The organism is Citrobacter sp. C13, from assembly GCF_014596815.2.
GTDB classification, from domain to species: domain Bacteria; phylum Pseudomonadota; class Gammaproteobacteria; order Enterobacterales; family Enterobacteriaceae; genus Citrobacter; species Citrobacter portucalensis.
In genome coordinates this window covers 4,803,965-4,822,505 of the sequence record NZ_CP115024.1, presented here as the reverse complement: position 1 = coordinate 4,822,505, position 18,541 = coordinate 4,803,965, and the positions used below count along the sequence as shown (strand labels likewise).

Here is an 18,541-nt window from a genome sequence, read left to right as displayed (position 1 = left end):
GATCATGGCGGATTCACAACCTCTATCCGGCGCTCCTGAGGGCGCCGAGTATCTCAGAGCGGTACTGCGTGCGCCGGTATACGAAGCGGCACAGGTAACGCCGCTACAGAAAATGGAAAAACTCTCTTCGCGCCTCGACAACGTCATTCTGGTGAAGCGCGAAGACCGTCAACCCGTTCACAGCTTCAAGCTACGCGGTGCCTATGCCATGATGGCGGGCTTGACCGAAGAACAAAAAGCGCATGGCGTCATTACCGCATCGGCTGGTAATCATGCTCAGGGTGTCGCGTTCTCTTCTGCGCGATTAGGCGTGAAGGCGCTGATTGTCATGCCAACGGCTACCGCCGATATCAAAGTCGATGCCGTTCGCGGCTTCGGCGGAGAAGTGCTGCTGCACGGCGCGAATTTTGATGAAGCTAAAGCTAAAGCGATTGAATTGTCGCAGCAGCAAGGTTTTACCTGGGTTCCACCGTTCGATCATCCGATGGTGATTGCCGGGCAGGGCACGCTGGCGCTGGAGCTGCTCCAGCAGGACGCGCATCTCGATCGCGTATTCGTGCCAGTTGGTGGTGGCGGATTAGCGGCAGGTGTTGCGGTGCTGATTAAACAGCTGATGCCGCAAATCAAAGTAATTGCCGTGGAAGCGGAAGATTCGGCCTGCCTGAAAGCGGCGCTGGATGCCGGTCATCCGGTGGATCTGCCGCGTGTGGGTCTCTTTGCCGAAGGCGTGGCGGTGAAACGTATCGGCGATGAAACCTTCCGTCTGTGCCAGGAATATCTCGACGATATTATTACTGTTGATAGCGATGCTATTTGCGCGGCAATGAAAGACCTGTTCGAAGATGTGCGCGCGGTGGCGGAGCCTTCCGGGGCGCTGGCGCTGGCGGGGATGAAAAAATACATCGCCCAGCATAATATTCGCGGCGAGCGTCTGGCGCATGTTCTTTCCGGCGCTAACGTTAACTTCCACGGCCTGCGCTACGTTTCCGAACGTTGCGAGCTTGGGGAACAGCGCGAAGCCTTGCTGGCAGTAACTATTCCGGAAGAAAAGGGCAGCTTCCTGAAGTTCTGTCAGCTGCTGGGCGGGCGCTCGGTGACCGAATTTAACTACCGTTTTGCTGATGCGAAAGACGCCTGCATTTTTGTCGGTGTACGTCTGAGCCGCGGGCTGGAAGAGCGTAAGGAAATCCTGCAACTGCTCAATGAGGGCGGCTATAGCGTAGTGGATCTGTCTGATGACGAGATGGCGAAGCTACACGTACGTTATATGGTCGGTGGACGCCCGTCGAAATCCTTACAGGAACGTCTCTACAGCTTTGAATTTCCTGAATCGCCGGGGGCATTGCTCAAATTTCTGCATACCCTGGGGACGCACTGGAATATTTCATTGTTCCACTATCGCAGTCACGGCACCGATTATGGTCGCGTACTGGCGGCGTTTGAGTTGGGTGAACACGAGCCTGATTTCGAAACGCGGCTAAACGAACTGGGTTATGACTGTCACGATGAAACACATAACCCAGCGTTCAGGTTCTTCCTGGCGGGTTAAAGACAGCCATTAAAAAAGGGTTCATGTAAAAACATGAACCCTTTTTGCTACTGTATCAGCAGATTACAGCGTGATAACGTCGAATTCGACTTCGGTGTTCACGTCTGCATCGTAATCCACACCGTCGAGAGCAAAACCGAACAGATTCAGGAATTCCTGCTTGTATCCTGCATAGTCAGTTTCTTGCGCCAGGTTTTCGGTGGTGATCAGCGGCCACAGATCGCGGCATGCCTGCTGAATGTCGTCACGCAGTTCCCAGTCATCCATACGGATACGCTGGTTGTCATCAAGCGCCACTTTATCGCCGTACAGGCTGGTGGTCATCAGACGGTTGATCTGCTCAATACAACCTTCGTGAATGCCCTGCGCTTTCATCAGCTTGAAGACCATGGAGATGTACAGCGGCATTACCGGAATCGCAGAAGATGCCTGGGTGATGACGGACTTCAGTACCGCAACGTTAGCGGAACCGTTCAGCGGTGCCAGCTGGTTACGCAGCTCACCCGCCGCGCGATCGAGGTCTTCTTTCGCTTTGCCCAGCGCGCCGTGCCAGTAGATTGGCCAGGTCAGGTCGGTACCGATGTAGGAGTAGGCTACGGTTTTCACGCCTTCAGCCAGCACGCCTGCTTCACTCAGCGCGCCCATCCACAATTCCCAGTCTTCGCCGCCCATCACGGTGACGGTGTTCTGTACTTCTTCTTCGGTAGCCGGCTCAATGCTGGCGGTGATGATCTGATCTTTGTTGGTATCGATCGCTTTAGAGGTGTAAACCTCACCGATTGGCTTCAGCGCAGAGCGGACAACTTCACCGGTTTTCGGCATTTTACGCACTGGGGAAGCCAGTGAGTAAACCACCAGGTCAATCTGACCCAGGTCTTCTTTAATCAGTTTAATCACTTCATCACGGCATTCGTCAGAGAACGCATCGCCGTTGATGCTTTTGGAGTACAGACCTTCACGCTTGGCCGCTTCGTCGAAAGCTGCAGAGTTATACCAGCCTGCGGAACCTGGTTTGGTATCCGTGCCCGGTTTTTCGAAAAATACGCCGATAGTGGCGGCACCGCTGCCAAAGGCGGCGGAAATTCTGGAAGCCAGACCGTAACCGGTGGAAGCACCGATCACCAGCACGCGAGACGGGCCGTTCTCGATTTTCCCGTTCTGCTTAACATACTCGATCTGCTTTTCCACGTTGACTTTGCAGCCAGTCGGATGGGTCGTTGTACAGATGAATCCACGAATTTTTGGTTTGATTATCATAATGATGGCTAATTAAGTTTGTATTTTCGCTGTCAAGTGCGCAATGACACCGTCTGTTCTGGCCTGCTTAACGCGATGGTTAACAAGCCCCCCACTACAATGGATCACGACATTATACAGAAAAGGAGCGCCAATACTGAATCTACCACTGATTTTAGGCCTGACGCTGGCGCTACTCGGCGGATTTACGTTCCAGAACAATCTTCCAGAACGCATCAATCAGCGGCTCATGCAGCCGTTTTTTCGGCGCGCAGACGCCCAGCTCGAACGGCGTTTTTTCGTCGCTGCGTTCTAAAATCATCACGCGGTTGCGTACCGGCTCCGGGCTGTTTTCCAGCACCACTTCCGGCAGCAGCGCCACGCCGCAGCCCAGCGCCACCATTGAGACCATCGCTTCGTGGCCACCCACCGTGGCGTAAATCGATGGGTTGCTGATTTTGTGACGGCGAAACCACAGCTCGATGCGGCGGCGTACCGGACCCTGGTCGGCCATGATAAACGGCACCGTTGACCAGTCGGGCTTATCGACCGATACCTGATTACGCACCGGGCAGGGCAGCGCCGGGGCGATTAGCACGACCGTCAGATTCTCCAGCATCGAGAATGCCACCGCGCCGGGCAGCGTTTCGGGCTTACCGGCAATCGCCAGATCGGCTTCGCCAGTGACCACTTTGTCCATCGCATCGGCGGCGTCGCCGGTGGTGAGCTTAATTTCCACCGATGGATGCTCGGCGCGGAAACGGTCAAGGATTGGCGGCAGATGGCTGTAGGCGGCAGTTACCGAACAGAAGATATGCAGTTCGCCTGACAGCGACGGCCCTTGTTGATCGAGGGTGTGACGTAACTGCTGGTACTGCAACAGCGTCTGTTGGGCAAACACGCGCAGCTCTTCACCGGCTTCGGTCAGCGTAACCGTGCGGTTATCGCGCACAAACAGCGGCTGGCCGAGGTCTTCTTCGAGGCGCTGAATCTGCCGGGAAAGCGTGGATGGGCTGACGTGCATTGCCCGCGCGCTGCGGCCAAAGTGACGACTTTCAGCCAAATGCAGGAACATTTTCAGATCGCGTAAATCCACAGACGAGCCTCCGATTTTCTACGTTGCATAAATTGCAATGTGACGTTGTGAATATATCAATTTCCGCAATAAATTTCCTGTTGTAATGTGGATTCAATCTCGCAAATACAAATCTGCGAACCGAATAATAAGCACCACAACACAACATCACGGAGTACACCATCATGGCTAACTACTTTAATACACTGAACCTGCGCCAGCAGCTGGCACAGCTGGGTAAATGTCGCTTTATGGGTCGCGACGAATTCGCCGATGGTGCGAGCTACCTTCAGGGTAAAAAAGTGGTCATCGTCGGCTGTGGTGCTCAGGGTCTGAACCAGGGCCTGAACATGCGTGACTCCGGTCTGGATATCTCCTACGCACTGCGTAAAGAAGCCATTGCTGAGAAGCGTGCTTCCTGGCGTAAAGCGACCGAAAACGGCTTCAAAGTGGGTACCTACGAAGAGCTGATCCCGCAGGCTGATCTGGTGGTTAACCTGACGCCGGACAAGCAGCACTCCGACGTTGTGCGTTCTGTACAGCCGCTGATGAAAGACGGCGCAGCGCTGGGTTACTCCCACGGCTTCAACATCGTGGAAGTGGGCGAGCAGATCCGTAAAGACATCACCGTCGTGATGGTGGCACCGAAATGTCCGGGTACAGAAGTGCGTGAAGAGTACAAACGTGGTTTCGGCGTACCTACGCTGATCGCCGTTCACCCGGAAAACGATCCGAAAGGCGAAGGCATGGCGATTGCTAAAGCCTGGGCTGCGGCTACTGGCGGTCACCGTGCGGGTGTGCTGGAGTCCTCCTTCGTTGCGGAAGTGAAATCTGATCTGATGGGTGAGCAGACTATCCTGTGCGGTATGCTGCAGGCCGGTTCTCTGCTGTGCTTCGATAAGCTGGTGGAAGAGGGTACTGACCCGGCATATGCTGAAAAACTGATTCAGTTCGGCTGGGAAACCATCACCGAAGCGCTGAAGCAGGGCGGCATCACCCTGATGATGGACCGTCTGTCTAACCCGGCGAAACTGCGTGCTTACGCGCTGTCCGAACAGCTGAAAGAGATCATGGCACCGCTGTTCCAGAAACACATGGATGACATCATCTCCGGTGAATTCTCTTCCGGTATGATGGCTGACTGGGCTAACGACGATAAGAAACTGCTGACCTGGCGTGAAGAGACCGGCAAAACCGCGTTCGAAACCGCTGCCCAGTTCGACGGTAAAATCGGCGAGCAGGAATACTTTGATAAAGGCGTTCTGATGATTGCGATGGTGAAAGCGGGCGTTGAGCTGGCGTTCGAAACTATGGTGGATTCCGGCATCATCGAAGAATCTGCTTACTACGAATCACTGCACGAACTGCCGCTGATCGCCAACACCATTGCGCGTAAGCGTCTGTACGAAATGAACGTGGTTATCTCTGATACCGCAGAATACGGCAACTACCTGTTCTCTTACGCTTGCGTACCGCTGCTGAAAGAGTTCATGACCACCCTGCAGACCGGCGACCTGGGCAAAGCGATTGCTGAAGGCGCGGTAGACAACGCGCAGCTGCGTGACGTGAACGATGCGATTCGCGGCCATGCTATCGAGAAAGTGGGCCAGAAACTGCGTGGCTACATGACCGATATGAAGCGCATTGCGGTCGCAGGATAATTCCTCATAGAGGAATGGCATATCAACAGCGCTTCGTAGGCCGGATAAGCCAAGCGCTATCCGGCAAAAAAAGCCCGGTGTTTAAACACCGGGCTTTCTATTAGTTACGGTACAGTACTTTAATGATGTGGTAACCGAACTGAGTGTGCAGCGGACCGGTTGGCTCCAGCACAGGGCAGGAAAAGACCACTTTGTCGAATGCCGGAACCATCTGGCCCTGACGGAATTCGCCCAAATCACCGCCGCGTTTGCCTGATGGGCAGATGGAGTGTTTTTTCGCCAGTTTGCCGAAGTCGGCGCCGTTTTTAATCTGCTCCAGAAGATCCAGTGCCAGTTTCTCTTCTTTAACAAGGATATGCACTGCTGCTGCTGTTTTTGCCATGATCGTGCCTTGAGTGGGGTGGTTAAGGCTGGCTATACTACCACGCTGTTATTCTCCCCTCCCGACTTTCATGAGTGACCCTTTATGCGTTTGAACCCCGGACAACAACAAGCCGTCGAATTCGTCACCGGACCTTGCCTGGTGCTGGCGGGAGCGGGTTCCGGCAAGACGCGTGTTATCACCAACAAAATAGCCCATCTGATCCGTGAATGTGGCTATCAGGCACGACATATTGCGGCAGTGACCTTTACCAATAAGGCTGCGCGCGAGATGAAAGAGCGCGTGGCGCAAACGCTGGGTCGTAAAGAGGCGCGTGGGTTGATGATCTCCACCTTCCACACCCTGGGACTGGATATCATTAAGCGTGAATACGCGGCGCTGGGGATGAAGTCTAACTTCTCGTTGTTTGACGATACTGACCAGGTGGCCTTGCTTAAGGAACTGACCGAAGGGCTAATCGAAGACGATAAGCTTATTCTCCAGCAGCTGATCTCGACGATCTCCAACTGGAAAAACGATCTGATGACGCCAGCGCAGGCGGCAGCCAGCGCAAAAGGCGAGCGCGATCGTATTTTTGCCCACTGCTATGGTCTGTATGACGCGCATATGAAGGCGTGCAACGTCCTCGATTTTGACGATCTGATCCTGCTTCCCACGCTGCTGCTACAGCGCAATGAAGAAGTACGTGAGCGCTGGCAAAACAGAATCCGCTACCTGCTGGTGGATGAATATCAGGATACTAACACCAGCCAGTACGAGCTGGTGAAGTTGCTGGTAGGGAAACGTGCGCGCTTTACCGTCGTGGGCGATGACGATCAGTCGATCTACTCCTGGCGCGGCGCCCGTCCGCAGAACCTGGTACTGTTGAGCAAAGATTTTCCGGCTTTGCAGGTGGTGAAGCTGGAGCAAAACTACCGTTCATCAGGTCGCATCCTTAAGGCGGCGAACATCCTCATTGCGAACAATCCACACGTCTTTGAAAAGCGGCTCTTTTCCGAGCTGGGTTACGGTGCTGAGCTGAAGGTACTAAGTGCCAATAATGAAGAGCACGAAGCGGAACGCGTGACCGGGGAATTAATTGCCCATCACTTTGTGAACAAGACTCAATATAAAGACTACGCCATCCTGTATCGCGGCAACCATCAGTCACGCGTGTTCGAAAAGTTTCTAATGCAGAACCGTATCCCGTACAAAATTTCCGGCGGAACATCGTTCTTCTCGCGTCCGGAAATTAAAGATCTGCTGGCCTACCTGCGTGTGCTGAGCAACCCGGATGACGACAGCGCATTTTTGCGCATCGTAAACACGCCAAAGCGTGAAATCGGTCCGGCTACGCTGCAAAAGTTGGGTGAATGGGCGATGACGCGTAATAAAAGCCTGTTTACCGCCAGCTTTGATATGGGGCTTAGCCAGACACTGACCGGGCGCGGGTATGACTCTCTGACCCGCTTTACGCATTGGCTGGGTGAAATTCAGCGCCTGGCGGAGCGCGAACCGGTTGCCGCTGTGCGCGATCTTATTCACGGTATTGATTACGAATCCTGGCTGTATGAAACCTCGCCGAGCCCGAAAGCGGCTGAAATGCGTATGAAAAACGTCAATACGCTGTTCAGCTGGATGACGGAGATGCTGGAAGGCAGTGAGCTGGAAGAGCCAATGACCCTGACCCAGGTCGTTACCCGCTTTACTCTGCGCGACATGATGGAACGTGGAGAGAGTGAAGAAGAGCTGGATCAGGTGCAATTGATGACGCTGCATGCCTCCAAAGGGCTGGAGTTCCCGTACGTGTTTATGGTGGGAATGGAAGAAGGATTTTTGCCGCACCAGAGCAGTATCGATGAAGACAATATCGACGAAGAACGTCGTCTGGCTTACGTAGGGATTACGCGTGCACAGAAAGAACTCATCTTCACGTTGTGTAAAGAGCGTCGTCAGTACGGTGAGCTGGTGCGTCCGGAACCGAGTCGTTTCCTGCTGGAGCTGCCACAGGATGACGTTATCTGGGAGCAAGAGCGTAAAGTGGTGAGCGCTGAGGAGCGGATGCAAAAAGGGCAGGCCAGCATCGCTAATATTCGGGCAATGATGGCGAAAGCCAAAGCGAAGTAGGTATTTTGTAGGCCGGATACGTGTAAACGCGCGCTATCCGGCAACCAACATCTAATGAACGTCCAGTGGCCAGTGGACATAGCTTTGCCACTGACTTTCCTGATCGATTAACTCTTTACCCAGCGGATGATGTTCCAGCCAGCCTTCTGGTAGCGTGACCGTCAGGTGCTCGTTTCTTGCATCCATTTGAATTTCCGGCACAAGATCGTCACGGCGACGGCTGGCGAAGATGATCGCCAAACGTAGCAAACGGCAAAGATGCTCTGCGATGCGCGGTGGCACTGCGTTTTGCTGGTGGAGCGAAGAGAGATCGACGGGATTGGTCTGGTTGAGTAACAGCGTTGCTAGCAGTTTCTTTTGCGCAGGGGTAAAACCCGGGAGATCGAGATTGCGCACCAGATAAGCGGCATGCTGTGGTGCCTGTTTAAAATCAACGCTCAGGCCAATTTCATGCAGCTGACAGGCACTAATCAGTAGTTCGCGGCTAATCGGTTCAAGATGCCACTTTTTTTCTACCTGATCGAGAAATTTAGTCGCTAAATTGGCAACGCGATGTGCTTGCTCTGTATCGACCATAAAGCGACGCTGGATATTGCGTAATGTGCGGCTACGAATATCCTGATCCACCGCCAGATGCAGCATGCCGTAGACCAGACCTTCACGTAATGCGCCGCCGGCCAGGGTCATGCATTGAATGTTCAGTTCGGTGAAAATAGCAATCAGAATGGCCAGCCCGCTGGGGAAAACCAGCGCACGTTCCAGCGTTAACCCTTCGATTTCCAGCTCTTCCAGACGACCGCAGTGAATGGCGCGCTGCTTAAGCTGCTGCAGTTTGGCCAACGTAATACGCTCATCCATACCCTGCGCCATCATGATTTCCTGCAACGCCTGGACGGTACCAGAGGCACCAACGCAAACTTTCCAGCCATGAAAACGCAGTTTGTCGGCGACCGGGCGCAGAACTTCACGTGCGGCCTTCTCTGCCTCGTCAAAGTTTTCCTGTGCCAGATTACGATCGGTAAAATAGCGTTCGAGCCAGGTGACGCAGCCCATTGACAGGCTGAACAGAGAGGTGGTTTGTGCGCCGGAACCGGTGACTAATTCAGTGCTGGCGCCACCAATATCCACAACCAGACGCTGATCGGCACCGCCGGTTGTGTGGGCCACACCTTGATAAATCAGTCGCGCTTCTTCTTCACCGCTAATCACCTGGACAGGGCAGCCAAGGATCTCTTGCGCTTTGGCAATAAACACATCGGCATTTACGGCGATGCGTAATGTTGCCGTGGCGACCACCCGGATTTGTGGATGCGGAATATCCTGCAGACGTTCAGCAAACAGGCGCAAACATTGCCAGCCGCGCTCCATCGCTTCAACAGAGAGCTCGTTGTCACCGTTGAGTCCAGCGGCCAGACGCACTTTGCGTTTGATACGCGTGAGCGTCTGGATGCTTCCTGCCACCTCGCGTACAACCAGCATATGAAAACTATTCGAGCCGAGATCGATTGCTGCATACAGCGAAGTAGAATTCATACACTTCATCCTTCAACCTGTATCTGTGTTGGCTGCGTTCTCTCACCCGAATCACCTACTAAAATAAGCTCATCGGGATTCGTTTTCTTGCCGCCTTGATACAGGCTGAATGATTTTGTGTATGGCATAACTTTTCTTAACCTGAACGACGACGATTACGCGGAGCACCACCGGTACGGCGTGGGCCATTGCCTGTACGCGGGCGCGTTAAGCGCAACGGTTTCGGCAGATCGGTCATCAGCGCATCCGGGTTATATTTGCTGACCGGAATCGAGTGGCCGATATAGGTCTCGATTGCGGGTAAATTCAGCGCGTACTCTTCACAGGCCAGGCTGATAGAGTGACCGCTTGCGCCAGCACGTCCGGTACGACCGATTCGGTGAACGTAATCTTCACAGTCATCCGGCAGGTCATAGTTAAATACGTGCGTTACTGCTGGGATATGCAGGCCACGCGCAGCGACATCCGTCGCAACGAGAATGTCGAGATCGCCACGGGTGAACTCATCAAGAATACGCAGACGTTTTTTCTGTGCTACGTCACCGGTCAGCAGACCGACGCGATGACCGTCCGCAGCAAGGCTGCCCCAGATATCTTCACAACGATGCTTGGTGTTAGCAAAAACAATGGCGCGATCTGGCCACTCTTCTTCAATCAGCGTTTGCAGCAAACGCATTTTCTCTTCGTTGGAAGGGTAGAAGAGCTCTTCTTTAATGCGGTGGCCAGTTTTCTGTTCCGGTTCGACTTCAACGTACTCAGCGTTATTCATCTGTTCGAACGCCAGTTCGCGAACGCGGTAAGAGAGGGTTGCAGAAAACAGCATGTTCAGACGTTGGGTGGTTGGCGGCATACGACGGAACAGCCAACGGATATCTTTAATAAAGCCCAGATCGTACATACGATCGGCTTCATCCAGCACCACGACCTGAATCGCGCCCAGATTAATGTGGTTCTGTTTTGCATAGTCGATGAGACGACCGGTCGTGCCGATAAGAATATCGACGCCGCTTTCCAGCACTTTCAGCTGTTTATCGTAACCGTCGCCGCCATACGCCAGGCCTAATTTCAGACCAGTGGTCTGTGCCAGCGGCTCGGCATCGGCGTGGATCTGCACGGCTAACTCACGCGTTGGCGCCATAATTAACGCACGCGGTTGGTTCACCTTGCGATCGGCAATCGCGGGATGAGAGAGAAGATAATGAAACGTTGACGTCAGGAACGCCATCGTTTTTCCGGTACCGGTTTGCGCCTGCCCGGCAACATCACGACCAGCCAGCGTTAGCGGCAGCGCGAGGGCCTGAATGGGCGTACAGTTATGAAAGCCTTTATTTTCAAGGGCTTCTATCACCTTTGGGTGCAGGGCGAAGTCGGAAAACTTCTGTTCTGTTAAATGTGTTTTGCTCATAGTGTGGTAGAATATCAGCTTACTATTGCTTTACGAAAGCGTATCCGGTGAAATAAAGTCAACCTTTAGTTGGTTAATGCTACATCAACACGTCGTTGATTAATGCTACACCAATGCACCAGGCTTATTCCTGTGGAGTTATTATGAGCGATAAAATTATTCACCTGACTGACGACAGTTTTGACACGGATGTACTCAAAGCGGACGGAGCAATCCTCGTTGATTTCTGGGCAGAGTGGTGCGGTCCGTGCAAAATGATCGCTCCGATTCTGGATGAAATCGCTGACGAATATCAGGGCAAACTGACGGTTGCTAAACTGAACATTGACCAAAACCCAGGCACCGCGCCGAAGTATGGTATCCGTGGCATCCCGACCCTGCTGCTGTTTAAAAACGGCGAAGTTGCGGCGACGAAAGTCGGCGCGCTGTCCAAAGGTCAGTTGAAAGAATTCCTCGACGCTAATTTAGCGTAAGGAAGTCTCATGATCGGGCGACCCTACTTCGAAATGATTCGGATGACTGGACGCCCGACTTGAGTCGTGCTAAGTTAGTGTTGACTTCGTATTAAACATACCTTATTAAGTTTGAATCTAGTTATATCCAATACTTCCCGTTGTTTCTCGCGCGAGGAGTGGACAGATTCCTGGCTTGTCACTCAATCCGTCTTGTCGTTTCAGTTCTGCGTACTTTCCTGTGACCAGACAGCGAACAGACATGAGTTGATGGCCGTAAACAGGCATGGATGACCCTGCCATACCATTCACAACATTAAGTTCGAGATTTACCCCAAGTTTAAGAACTCACACCATTATGAATCTTACCGAATTAAAGAATACGCCGGTTTCTGAGCTGATCACTCTCGGCGAAAATATGGGCCTTGAAAACCTGGCTCGTATGCGCAAGCAGGACATTATTTTTGCCATCCTGAAGCAGCACGCAAAGAGTGGCGAAGATATCTTTGGTGACGGTGTGCTGGAGATATTGCAGGATGGATTTGGTTTCCTCCGCTCTGCAGACAGCTCCTACCTCGCCGGTCCTGATGACATCTACGTTTCTCCCAGCCAAATCCGCCGTTTCAACCTCCGCACTGGTGATACCATTTCTGGTAAGATTCGCCCGCCGAAAGAAGGTGAACGCTACTTTGCGCTGTTGAAAGTTAACGAAGTTAACTACGACAAACCAGAAAACGCCCGTAACAAAATCCTCTTTGAGAACTTAACGCCGCTGCACGCAAACTCTCGTCTGCGTATGGAACGTGGTAACGGTTCTACTGAAGACTTAACGGCGCGTGTACTGGATCTGGCATCGCCGATCGGTCGTGGCCAACGTGGTCTGATTGTTGCTCCGCCGAAAGCGGGTAAAACCATGCTGCTGCAGAACATCGCGCAGAGCATTGCATACAATCATCCTGACTGCGTGCTGATGGTGCTGCTGATTGACGAACGTCCGGAAGAAGTTACCGAGATGCAGCGTCTGGTGAAAGGTGAAGTGGTTGCCTCTACCTTTGACGAACCAGCCTCCCGCCACGTTCAGGTTGCGGAAATGGTTATCGAGAAGGCGAAACGTCTGGTTGAACACAAGAAAGACGTTATCATTCTGCTTGATTCCATCACCCGTCTGGCGCGTGCATATAACACCGTGGTTCCGGCTTCCGGTAAAGTACTGACCGGTGGTGTGGACGCCAACGCCCTGCATCGTCCGAAGCGTTTCTTTGGTGCTGCACGTAACGTGGAAGAGGGCGGTAGCCTGACCATCATCGCGACTGCGCTGATTGATACCGGCTCTAAAATGGATGAAGTTATCTACGAAGAGTTTAAAGGTACCGGCAACATGGAACTGCATCTCTCTCGTAAGATTGCTGAAAAACGCGTCTTCCCGGCTATCGACTACAACCGTTCCGGTACCCGTAAAGAAGAGCTGCTCACTACCCAGGAAGAGCTGCAGAAAATGTGGATCCTGCGCAAAATCATCCATCCGATGGGTGAAATCGACGCAATGGAATTCCTCATTAACAAACTGGCGATGACCAAGACCAATGACGACTTCTTCGATATGATGAAGCGTTCCTGATTCGGGCATCATCTGAAAACGCCACGTTTTTACGTGGCGTTTTGCTTTTGTGGATGTAATCTTAACGACACAATAATAATAATCCGGTATGACATACCGCCTGGCGACGAAGGGTTGTAATTCGTATTTTGTGGTTAATAATCATACAGAACCACCTGATATGGAATCGGGTTTCTCTTCTGAATAATCGCCTGGATGGTTATACTTCATATATTGATATTCTTTGAGAGTATGTATAGTGAATTTACTGACAGCAAGTACTGATCTCATCAGTATTTTTTTATTCACAACGCTGTTTCTTTTCTTTGCCCGTAAGGTTGCGAAAAAGATAGGATTGGTGGATAAACCCAACTTCCGCAAACGTCATCAGGGACTGATTCCGTTGGTTGGGGGGATTTCGGTTTACGCAGGCATTTGCTTTACGTTCCTCATCGCCGATTATTATATCCCGCATGCAACTCTTTACCTGGCTTGTGCTGGTGTACTGGTATTTATCGGTGCACTGGACGACCGCTTTGATATCAGTGTAAAAATCCGTGCGACCATCCAGGCTATCATCGGCATCATTATGATGGCGGTAGGTAAGCTCTATCTGTTGAGCCTTGGGTTCATTTTTGGCCCTTGGGAGATGGTGCTCGGTCCTTTTGGCTATTTCCTTACCCTTTTCGCCGTTTGGGCTGCAATTAACGCCTTTAACATGGTGGATGGGATTGATGGTCTGTTAGGCGGGCTATCCAGCGTATCATTCGCCGCAATGGGGCTTATCTTGTGGTTTGACGGCCAGACAAGCCTGGCTATCTGGTGTTTTGCCATGATCGCCGCCATTCTGCCTTACATCATGCTGAACCTGGGTATTCTCGGACGGCGCTATAAGGTCTTTATGGGCGATGCGGGGAGTACGCTGATTGGCTTTACGGTCATCTGGATCCTGCTGGAGACCACTCAAGGTAAAACGCATCCTATTAGTCCGGTCACCGCACTGTGGATTATTGCTATTCCGTTAATGGATATGGTGGCGATCATGTATCGTCGTTTACGTAAAGGCATGAGCCCTTTCTCCCCGGACCGTCAACATATTCACCATTTAATCATGCGTGCCGGGTTTACCTCCCGACAGGCTTTTGTCCTGATTACGCTGGCTGCTGCGATCCTGGCTTCTATCGGCGTGTTGGCTGAATATTCTCGGGTCGTTCCGGAATGGGTGATGCTGGTGCTCTTTTTACTGGCATTTGTCTTGTACGACTATTGTATTAAACGTGCCTGGAAGGTAGCGAGATTTATCAAACGCTGGAAGCGCAAGTTGCGTAGAAACCGTGACAGTAAACCAAACTTAACCAAATAAATTGAGGGTACGATGACACAACCATTACCGGGGGAACATGCCATGAGCGCTGAAAATGAACTGGACATCCGTGGGTTGTTTCGTACTTTGTGGACAGGGAAGGTGTGGATCGTCAGTATGGCTCTCGCCTTCGCGTTAGTCGCTCTCGCCTATACGTTTTTTGCTCGTCAGGAGTGGAGCGCGACGGCGATTTCAGACAGGCCAACGGTTAATATGTTGGGCGGCTATTACTCTCAGCAGCAGTTCTTACGTAACCTGGACATCAAGGCCAGTCTTGCATCTGCGGATCAGCCGTCAGTGATGGATGAGGCCTATAAAGAATTTATCATGCAGCTTGCCTCATGGGATACGCGCCGTGAATTCTGGCAGCAGACTGATTATTACAAGCAACGTATGGTGGGTAACAGTAAAGCCGATGCGGCGATGCTGGATGAACTGATTAATAACATTCAGTTTATGCCCGGCGATGCGGTTCGTAATACCAATGACAGCGTGAAGCTGATTGCCGAAACGGCACCTGATGCCAACAATCTGTTGCGTCAGTACGTCGCGTTTGCCAGTCAGCGTGCGGCGCGTCATCTGAACGACGAGTTAAAGGGAGCCTGGGCTGCGCGCACTGTGCAGATGAAGGCGCAGGTTAAACGCCAGGAAGAAGTGGCGAAATCGATTTTCTCTCGCCGAGTTCACAACATTGAGCAGGCTCTCAAAATTGCTGAACAGCATAATATTTCGCGTACTTCCACTGACGTTCCGGCTGAAGAGCTACCCGATTCTGAACTGTTTTTGCTTGGACGTCCTATGCTGCAGGCACGACTCGAAAACCTGCAATCTGTTGGTCCCGATTTCGATCTGGACTACTTCCAAAACCGAGCCATGCTTAACACACTGAACGTTGGGCCAACTCTGGATCCGCGTTTTCAGACCTATCGTTATTTGCGTACGCCGGAGGAACCGGTAAAACGTGACAGCCCTCGTCGTGCCTTCCTGATGATTATGTGGGGCATCGTTGGGGCTCTGATCGGTGCCGGTGTCGCGTTAACCCGTCGCCGCACGATTTAGCAATATCGTTGCCGTGAGGGGCTGGGCCCTCACTGCCAATCCGAAGAGAATCGATGTGAAAGTACTGACTGTATTTGGCACGCGACCGGAGGCCATAAAAATGGCACCTCTGGTTCATGCGCTGGCAAAAGATCCTGATTTTGAGGCAAAAGTTTGCGTCACGGCGCAGCATCGGGAGATGCTCGATCAGGTGTTGAACCTCTTTTCCATTGTACCTGACTACGATCTCAATATTATGCAGCCAGGTCAGGGACTAACAGAAATTACCTGCCGAATACTGGAAGGATTAAAGCCAATTCTGGCTGATTTTAAACCTGACGTTGTGTTAGTTCACGGCGATACCACAACCACCATTGCTACTAGCCTGGCCGCGTTCTATCAGCGCATCCCGGTAGGGCATGTGGAGGCAGGCTTACGTACAGGCGATCTCTACTCTCCCTGGCCGGAAGAGGCGAACCGTACGCTGACCGGGCATCTGGCGATGTATCATTTTGCACCAACAGAAAACTCGCGCCAAAACCTGTTACGAGAAAACATTTCTGATAGCCGTATCTTCGTTACAGGTAATACGGTTATTGATGCGTTGATCTGGGTACGCGATCGCGTACTGGCGAGCGATGCATTGCGAGCTGAACTGGCAGAGCATTACCCATTCCTGAGCTCGGATAAAAAGATGATACTGGTGACCGGTCATCGTCGGGAAAGCTTCGGTCGCGGTTTTGAACACATTTGCCATGCGCTGGCGGAAATTGCTGCGGCCAATCAGAACGTACAGATTGTCTATCCGGTGCACCTGAATCCTAACGTCAGCGAACCGGTTAATCGCATTCTGGGTCACGTTGAAAACGTCATCCTGATTGAACCGCAGGATTACATGCCGTTTGTCTGGCTGATGAATCACGCCTGGCTGATCCTTACCGACTCTGGCGGGATTCAGGAAGAAGCCCCATCTCTGGGGAAACCGGTTCTGGTGATGCGCGAAACGACGGAACGTCCGGAAGCGATTACTGCAGGCACAGTACGTCTGGTAGGGACCGACCCGCAGCGTATTGTCGAAGAAGTCACGCGTTTGCTGCATGACGACAATGAATATCAGACCATGAGCCGCGCCCATAATCCGTATGGTGACGGGCAGGCATGTGGCCGCATTTTACACGCGTTAAAAAATAATCGGATATCGCTATGAGTTTTACGACCATTTCTGTCATTGGGCTGGGTTATATCGGACTGCCGACGGCGGCTGCCTTTGCTTCCCGTCAAAAGCATGTGATTGGCGTAGATGTAAATCAACACGCGGTGGATACCATTAATCGCGGTGAAATTCATATCGTTGAGCCAGATTTGGGCGCAGTGGTGAAAACGGCGGTCGAAAATGGATTTCTTCGTGCGACCACAACCCCTGTAGATGCGGATGCCTATCTGATTGCTGTGCCTACTCCGTTTAAGGGGGAGCACGAACCCGATATGGTTTATGTGGAAGCCGCAGCCAAGTCTCTTGCACCGGTGCTGAAAAAAGGCGCGTTGGTGATCCTTGAATCGACGTCGCCTGTCGGGGCCACTGAACAGATGGCCACATGGCTGGCTGAAATGCGTCCTGACCTGACTTTCCCGCAGCAAGTCGGTGAACACGCGGACGTTAACATTGCTTATTGCCCAGAGCGCGTGCTGCCGGGCCAGGTGATGGTTGAACTGATTAAAAACGACCGCGTGATTGGGGGAATGACCTCCGTCTGTTCCGCGCGTGCTAGCGAACTGTACAACATTTTCCTTGAGGGCGAATGTGTCGTGACCAACGCCCGTACGGCGGAAATGTGCAAACTGACTGAAAATAGCTTCCGTGACGTCAATATCGCCTTCGCCAATGAGCTGTCGCTGATTTGCGCCGATCAGGGGATCAACGTCTGGGAACTGATTCGACTGGCAAATCGCCATCCGCGCGTGAATATTTTGCAACCGGGTCCGGGGGTTGGCGGGCACTGTATCGCGGTTGATCCGTGGTTTATCGTGGCGCAGAACCCGCAGCAGGCGAAATTGATTCGCACCGCGCGTGAGGTAAACGACGGAAAGCCTCATTGGGTGGTTGATCAGGTAAAAGCTGCCGTGGCCGACTGTCTGGCGGATACCAATAAACGGGCCAGCGAAGTGAAAATTGCCTGTTTTGGTCTGGCATTTAAACCGAATATTGATGACTTACGTGAAAGCCCGGCGATGGGAATTGCGCAAAGCATCGCGCATTGGCACAAAGGCGAAACATTGGTGGTGGAACCGAACATCCATCAACTGCCGAAAAAACTGGACGGTCTGTGCCAACTGGCAGCGCTGGACGATGCCCTGGCAAGCGCCGATGTGCTGGTCTTGCTGGTCGACCATAATGAATTTAAAGCCATTAAAGGCGATGCGGTTCACCAGCAATATATCGTTGATACCAAAGGGGTCTGGCGGTGAAAATCCGCGCCAGTATTGAGCCGCTTAGCTGGGAAAATACGTTCTTTGGCGTGAATAGCGCCATTGTGCGTTTTGACCAACACGCGCCGGTTCTGACTGCGGATGTGTTGCAGCCCTGGTCGCGGGTACAGGCAAAAATTCCTGCCGCCAATATCCATGAATTAGATGCCCTGCAACAGTTGGGCTTCTCACTGGTTGAAGGTGAAGTGGATTTTGTGCTGCCGGTGACGTGTGCGCATGGCGACCCCGGTGCGCAGGTCGCACAAACTACGGATATCCCTGCATTACGCCAACTGGCAGGACAGGCGTTCGCGCAAAGTCGTTTTCGCGCCCCGTGGTATGCCGCAGATGCCAGCGCGCGTTTTTACGCGCAGTGGATTGAAAACGCGGTGCTGGGGACGTTCGATCATCAATGCCTCGTTTTTCGTACACCGGCTGGTGATATTCGTGGCTATGTCTCGTTGCGTGAACTGAATGCGACCGAGGCGCGAATTGGCCTGCTGGCCGGGCGTGGGGCGGGAGCAGAACTGATGCAGGCTGCCCTTTGCTGGGCGCAGGCTCGCGGTAAAACAACATTGCGCGTGGCGACCCAAATGGGCAATACCGCCGCGCTTAAACGCTATATACACAGTGGTGCGAATGTGGAAAGCACCGCGTATTGGTTATACAGGTGACACG

General features: G+C 52.6%; 16 protein-coding genes. 11 read left to right on the top strand and 5 right to left on the bottom strand.

Annotated elements, in window-relative coordinates; genetic code table 11:
• Positions 1 to 4 precede the first annotated feature (4 nt).
• Positions 5 to 1,549 (top strand): threonine ammonia-lyase, biosynthetic, encoded by a 1,545-nt coding sequence (gene ilvA / locus IB222_RS23030; protein ID WP_149384954.1) that lies wholly within the window; start codon positions 5 to 7, stop codon positions 1,547 to 1,549.
• A gap of 63 nt (positions 1,550 to 1,612) precedes the next feature.
• On the opposite strand, the gene fabV is transcribed toward ilvA, so the two are convergent.
• A complete protein-coding gene (fabV, locus tag IB222_RS23025) occupies positions 1,613 to 2,806 on the bottom strand; it encodes an enoyl-ACP reductase FabV (protein ID WP_126319714.1) in 1,194 nt (397 codons plus the stop codon).
• 172 nt (positions 2,807 to 2,978) lie between these two features.
• Positions 2,979 to 3,881 carry an HTH-type transcriptional activator IlvY gene (gene ilvY, locus IB222_RS23020; RefSeq protein ID WP_003829023.1) on the bottom strand — a complete coding sequence of 301 codons (903 nt, stop codon included), beginning with the start codon at positions 3,879 to 3,881 and terminating at the stop codon, positions 2,979 to 2,981.
• A 164-nt stretch (positions 3,882 to 4,045) separates the two neighbouring features.
• On the opposite strand from ilvY, the gene ilvC reads away from it, so the two are divergent.
• Positions 4,046 to 5,521: a ketol-acid reductoisomerase gene (gene ilvC, locus IB222_RS23015; RefSeq protein ID WP_003829020.1), complete on the top strand. Its 1,476-nt coding sequence runs from the start codon at positions 4,046 to 4,048 to the stop codon at positions 5,519 to 5,521.
• Between the two features lie 100 nt (positions 5,522 to 5,621).
• Here ilvC and ppiC read toward each other — a convergent pair whose 3' ends face one another.
• A complete protein-coding gene (gene ppiC / locus IB222_RS23010; protein ID WP_003017999.1) occupies positions 5,622 to 5,903 on the bottom strand; it encodes a peptidylprolyl isomerase PpiC in 282 nt (93 codons plus the stop codon).
• An 84-nt stretch (positions 5,904 to 5,987) separates the two neighbouring features.
• On the opposite strand from ppiC, the gene rep reads away from it, so the two are divergent.
• Positions 5,988 to 8,009, top strand: coding sequence for a DNA helicase Rep (rep, locus tag IB222_RS23005; protein ID WP_003829018.1), 2,022 nt, complete (start codon positions 5,988 to 5,990; stop codon positions 8,007 to 8,009).
• 51 nt (positions 8,010 to 8,060) lie between these two features.
• Here rep and gppA read toward each other — a convergent pair whose 3' ends face one another.
• Together gppA and rhlB are read right to left on the bottom strand one after the other, a co-directional pair.
• Positions 8,061 to 9,542 carry a guanosine-5'-triphosphate,3'-diphosphate diphosphatase gene (gppA, locus tag IB222_RS23000; RefSeq protein WP_003829016.1) on the bottom strand — a complete coding sequence of 494 codons (1,482 nt, stop codon included), beginning with the start codon at positions 9,540 to 9,542 and terminating at the stop codon, positions 8,061 to 8,063.
• A 136-nt stretch (positions 9,543 to 9,678) separates the two neighbouring features.
• Positions 9,679 to 10,947, bottom strand: a complete 1,269-nt coding sequence (gene rhlB, locus IB222_RS22995) for an ATP-dependent RNA helicase RhlB (protein WP_003829013.1) — start codon at positions 10,945 to 10,947, stop codon at positions 9,679 to 9,681.
• A 143-nt stretch (positions 10,948 to 11,090) separates the two neighbouring features.
• Here rhlB and trxA point away from each other — a divergent pair, with 143 nt between their 5' ends.
• From trxA to rffC, 8 genes are all read left to right on the top strand, one after another.
• Positions 11,091 to 11,420: a thioredoxin TrxA gene (gene trxA, locus IB222_RS22990; RefSeq protein WP_001280776.1), complete on the top strand. Its 330-nt coding sequence runs from the start codon at positions 11,091 to 11,093 to the stop codon at positions 11,418 to 11,420.
• 130 nt (positions 11,421 to 11,550) lie between these two features.
• The gene (locus IB222_RS22985) at positions 11,551 to 11,670 is read left to right on the top strand and encodes a rho operon leader peptide (protein ID WP_049259789.1); all 120 of its coding nucleotides are present in this window, start codon (positions 11,551 to 11,553) and stop codon (positions 11,668 to 11,670) included.
• Between the two features lie 87 nt (positions 11,671 to 11,757).
• Positions 11,758 to 13,017 (top strand): transcription termination factor Rho, encoded by a 1,260-nt coding sequence (gene rho, locus IB222_RS22980; RefSeq protein ID WP_002437993.1) that lies wholly within the window; start codon positions 11,758 to 11,760, stop codon positions 13,015 to 13,017.
• A gap of 238 nt (positions 13,018 to 13,255) precedes the next feature.
• Positions 13,256 to 14,359: a UDP-N-acetylglucosamine--undecaprenyl-phosphate N-acetylglucosaminephosphotransferase gene (gene wecA, locus IB222_RS22975; RefSeq protein WP_032945680.1), complete on the top strand. Its 1,104-nt coding sequence runs from the start codon at positions 13,256 to 13,258 to the stop codon at positions 14,357 to 14,359.
• A gap of 12 nt (positions 14,360 to 14,371) precedes the next feature.
• Complete coding sequence (gene wzzE, locus IB222_RS22970; RefSeq protein ID WP_148362634.1) at positions 14,372 to 15,418, top strand: ECA polysaccharide chain length modulation protein; 1,047 nt, start codon at positions 14,372 to 14,374, stop codon at positions 15,416 to 15,418.
• Positions 15,419 to 15,473: 55 nt separating this feature from the next.
• Positions 15,474 to 16,604, top strand: coding sequence for a UDP-N-acetylglucosamine 2-epimerase (non-hydrolyzing) (gene wecB, locus IB222_RS22965; protein WP_032934208.1), 1,131 nt, complete (start codon positions 15,474 to 15,476; stop codon positions 16,602 to 16,604).
• Complete coding sequence (gene wecC, locus IB222_RS22960; RefSeq protein WP_008787073.1) at positions 16,601 to 17,863, top strand: UDP-N-acetyl-D-mannosamine dehydrogenase; 1,263 nt, start codon at positions 16,601 to 16,603, stop codon at positions 17,861 to 17,863. The genes wecB and wecC overlap by 4 nt, the downstream gene beginning before the upstream one ends.
• Entirely contained in the window at positions 17,860 to 18,537 is a 678-nt protein-coding gene (gene rffC / locus IB222_RS22955; protein WP_148362633.1) for a dTDP-4-amino-4,6-dideoxy-D-galactose acyltransferase, read from the top strand. Before wecC ends, rffC begins: the two co-directional genes overlap by 4 nt.
• Positions 18,538 to 18,541 lie beyond the last annotated feature (4 nt).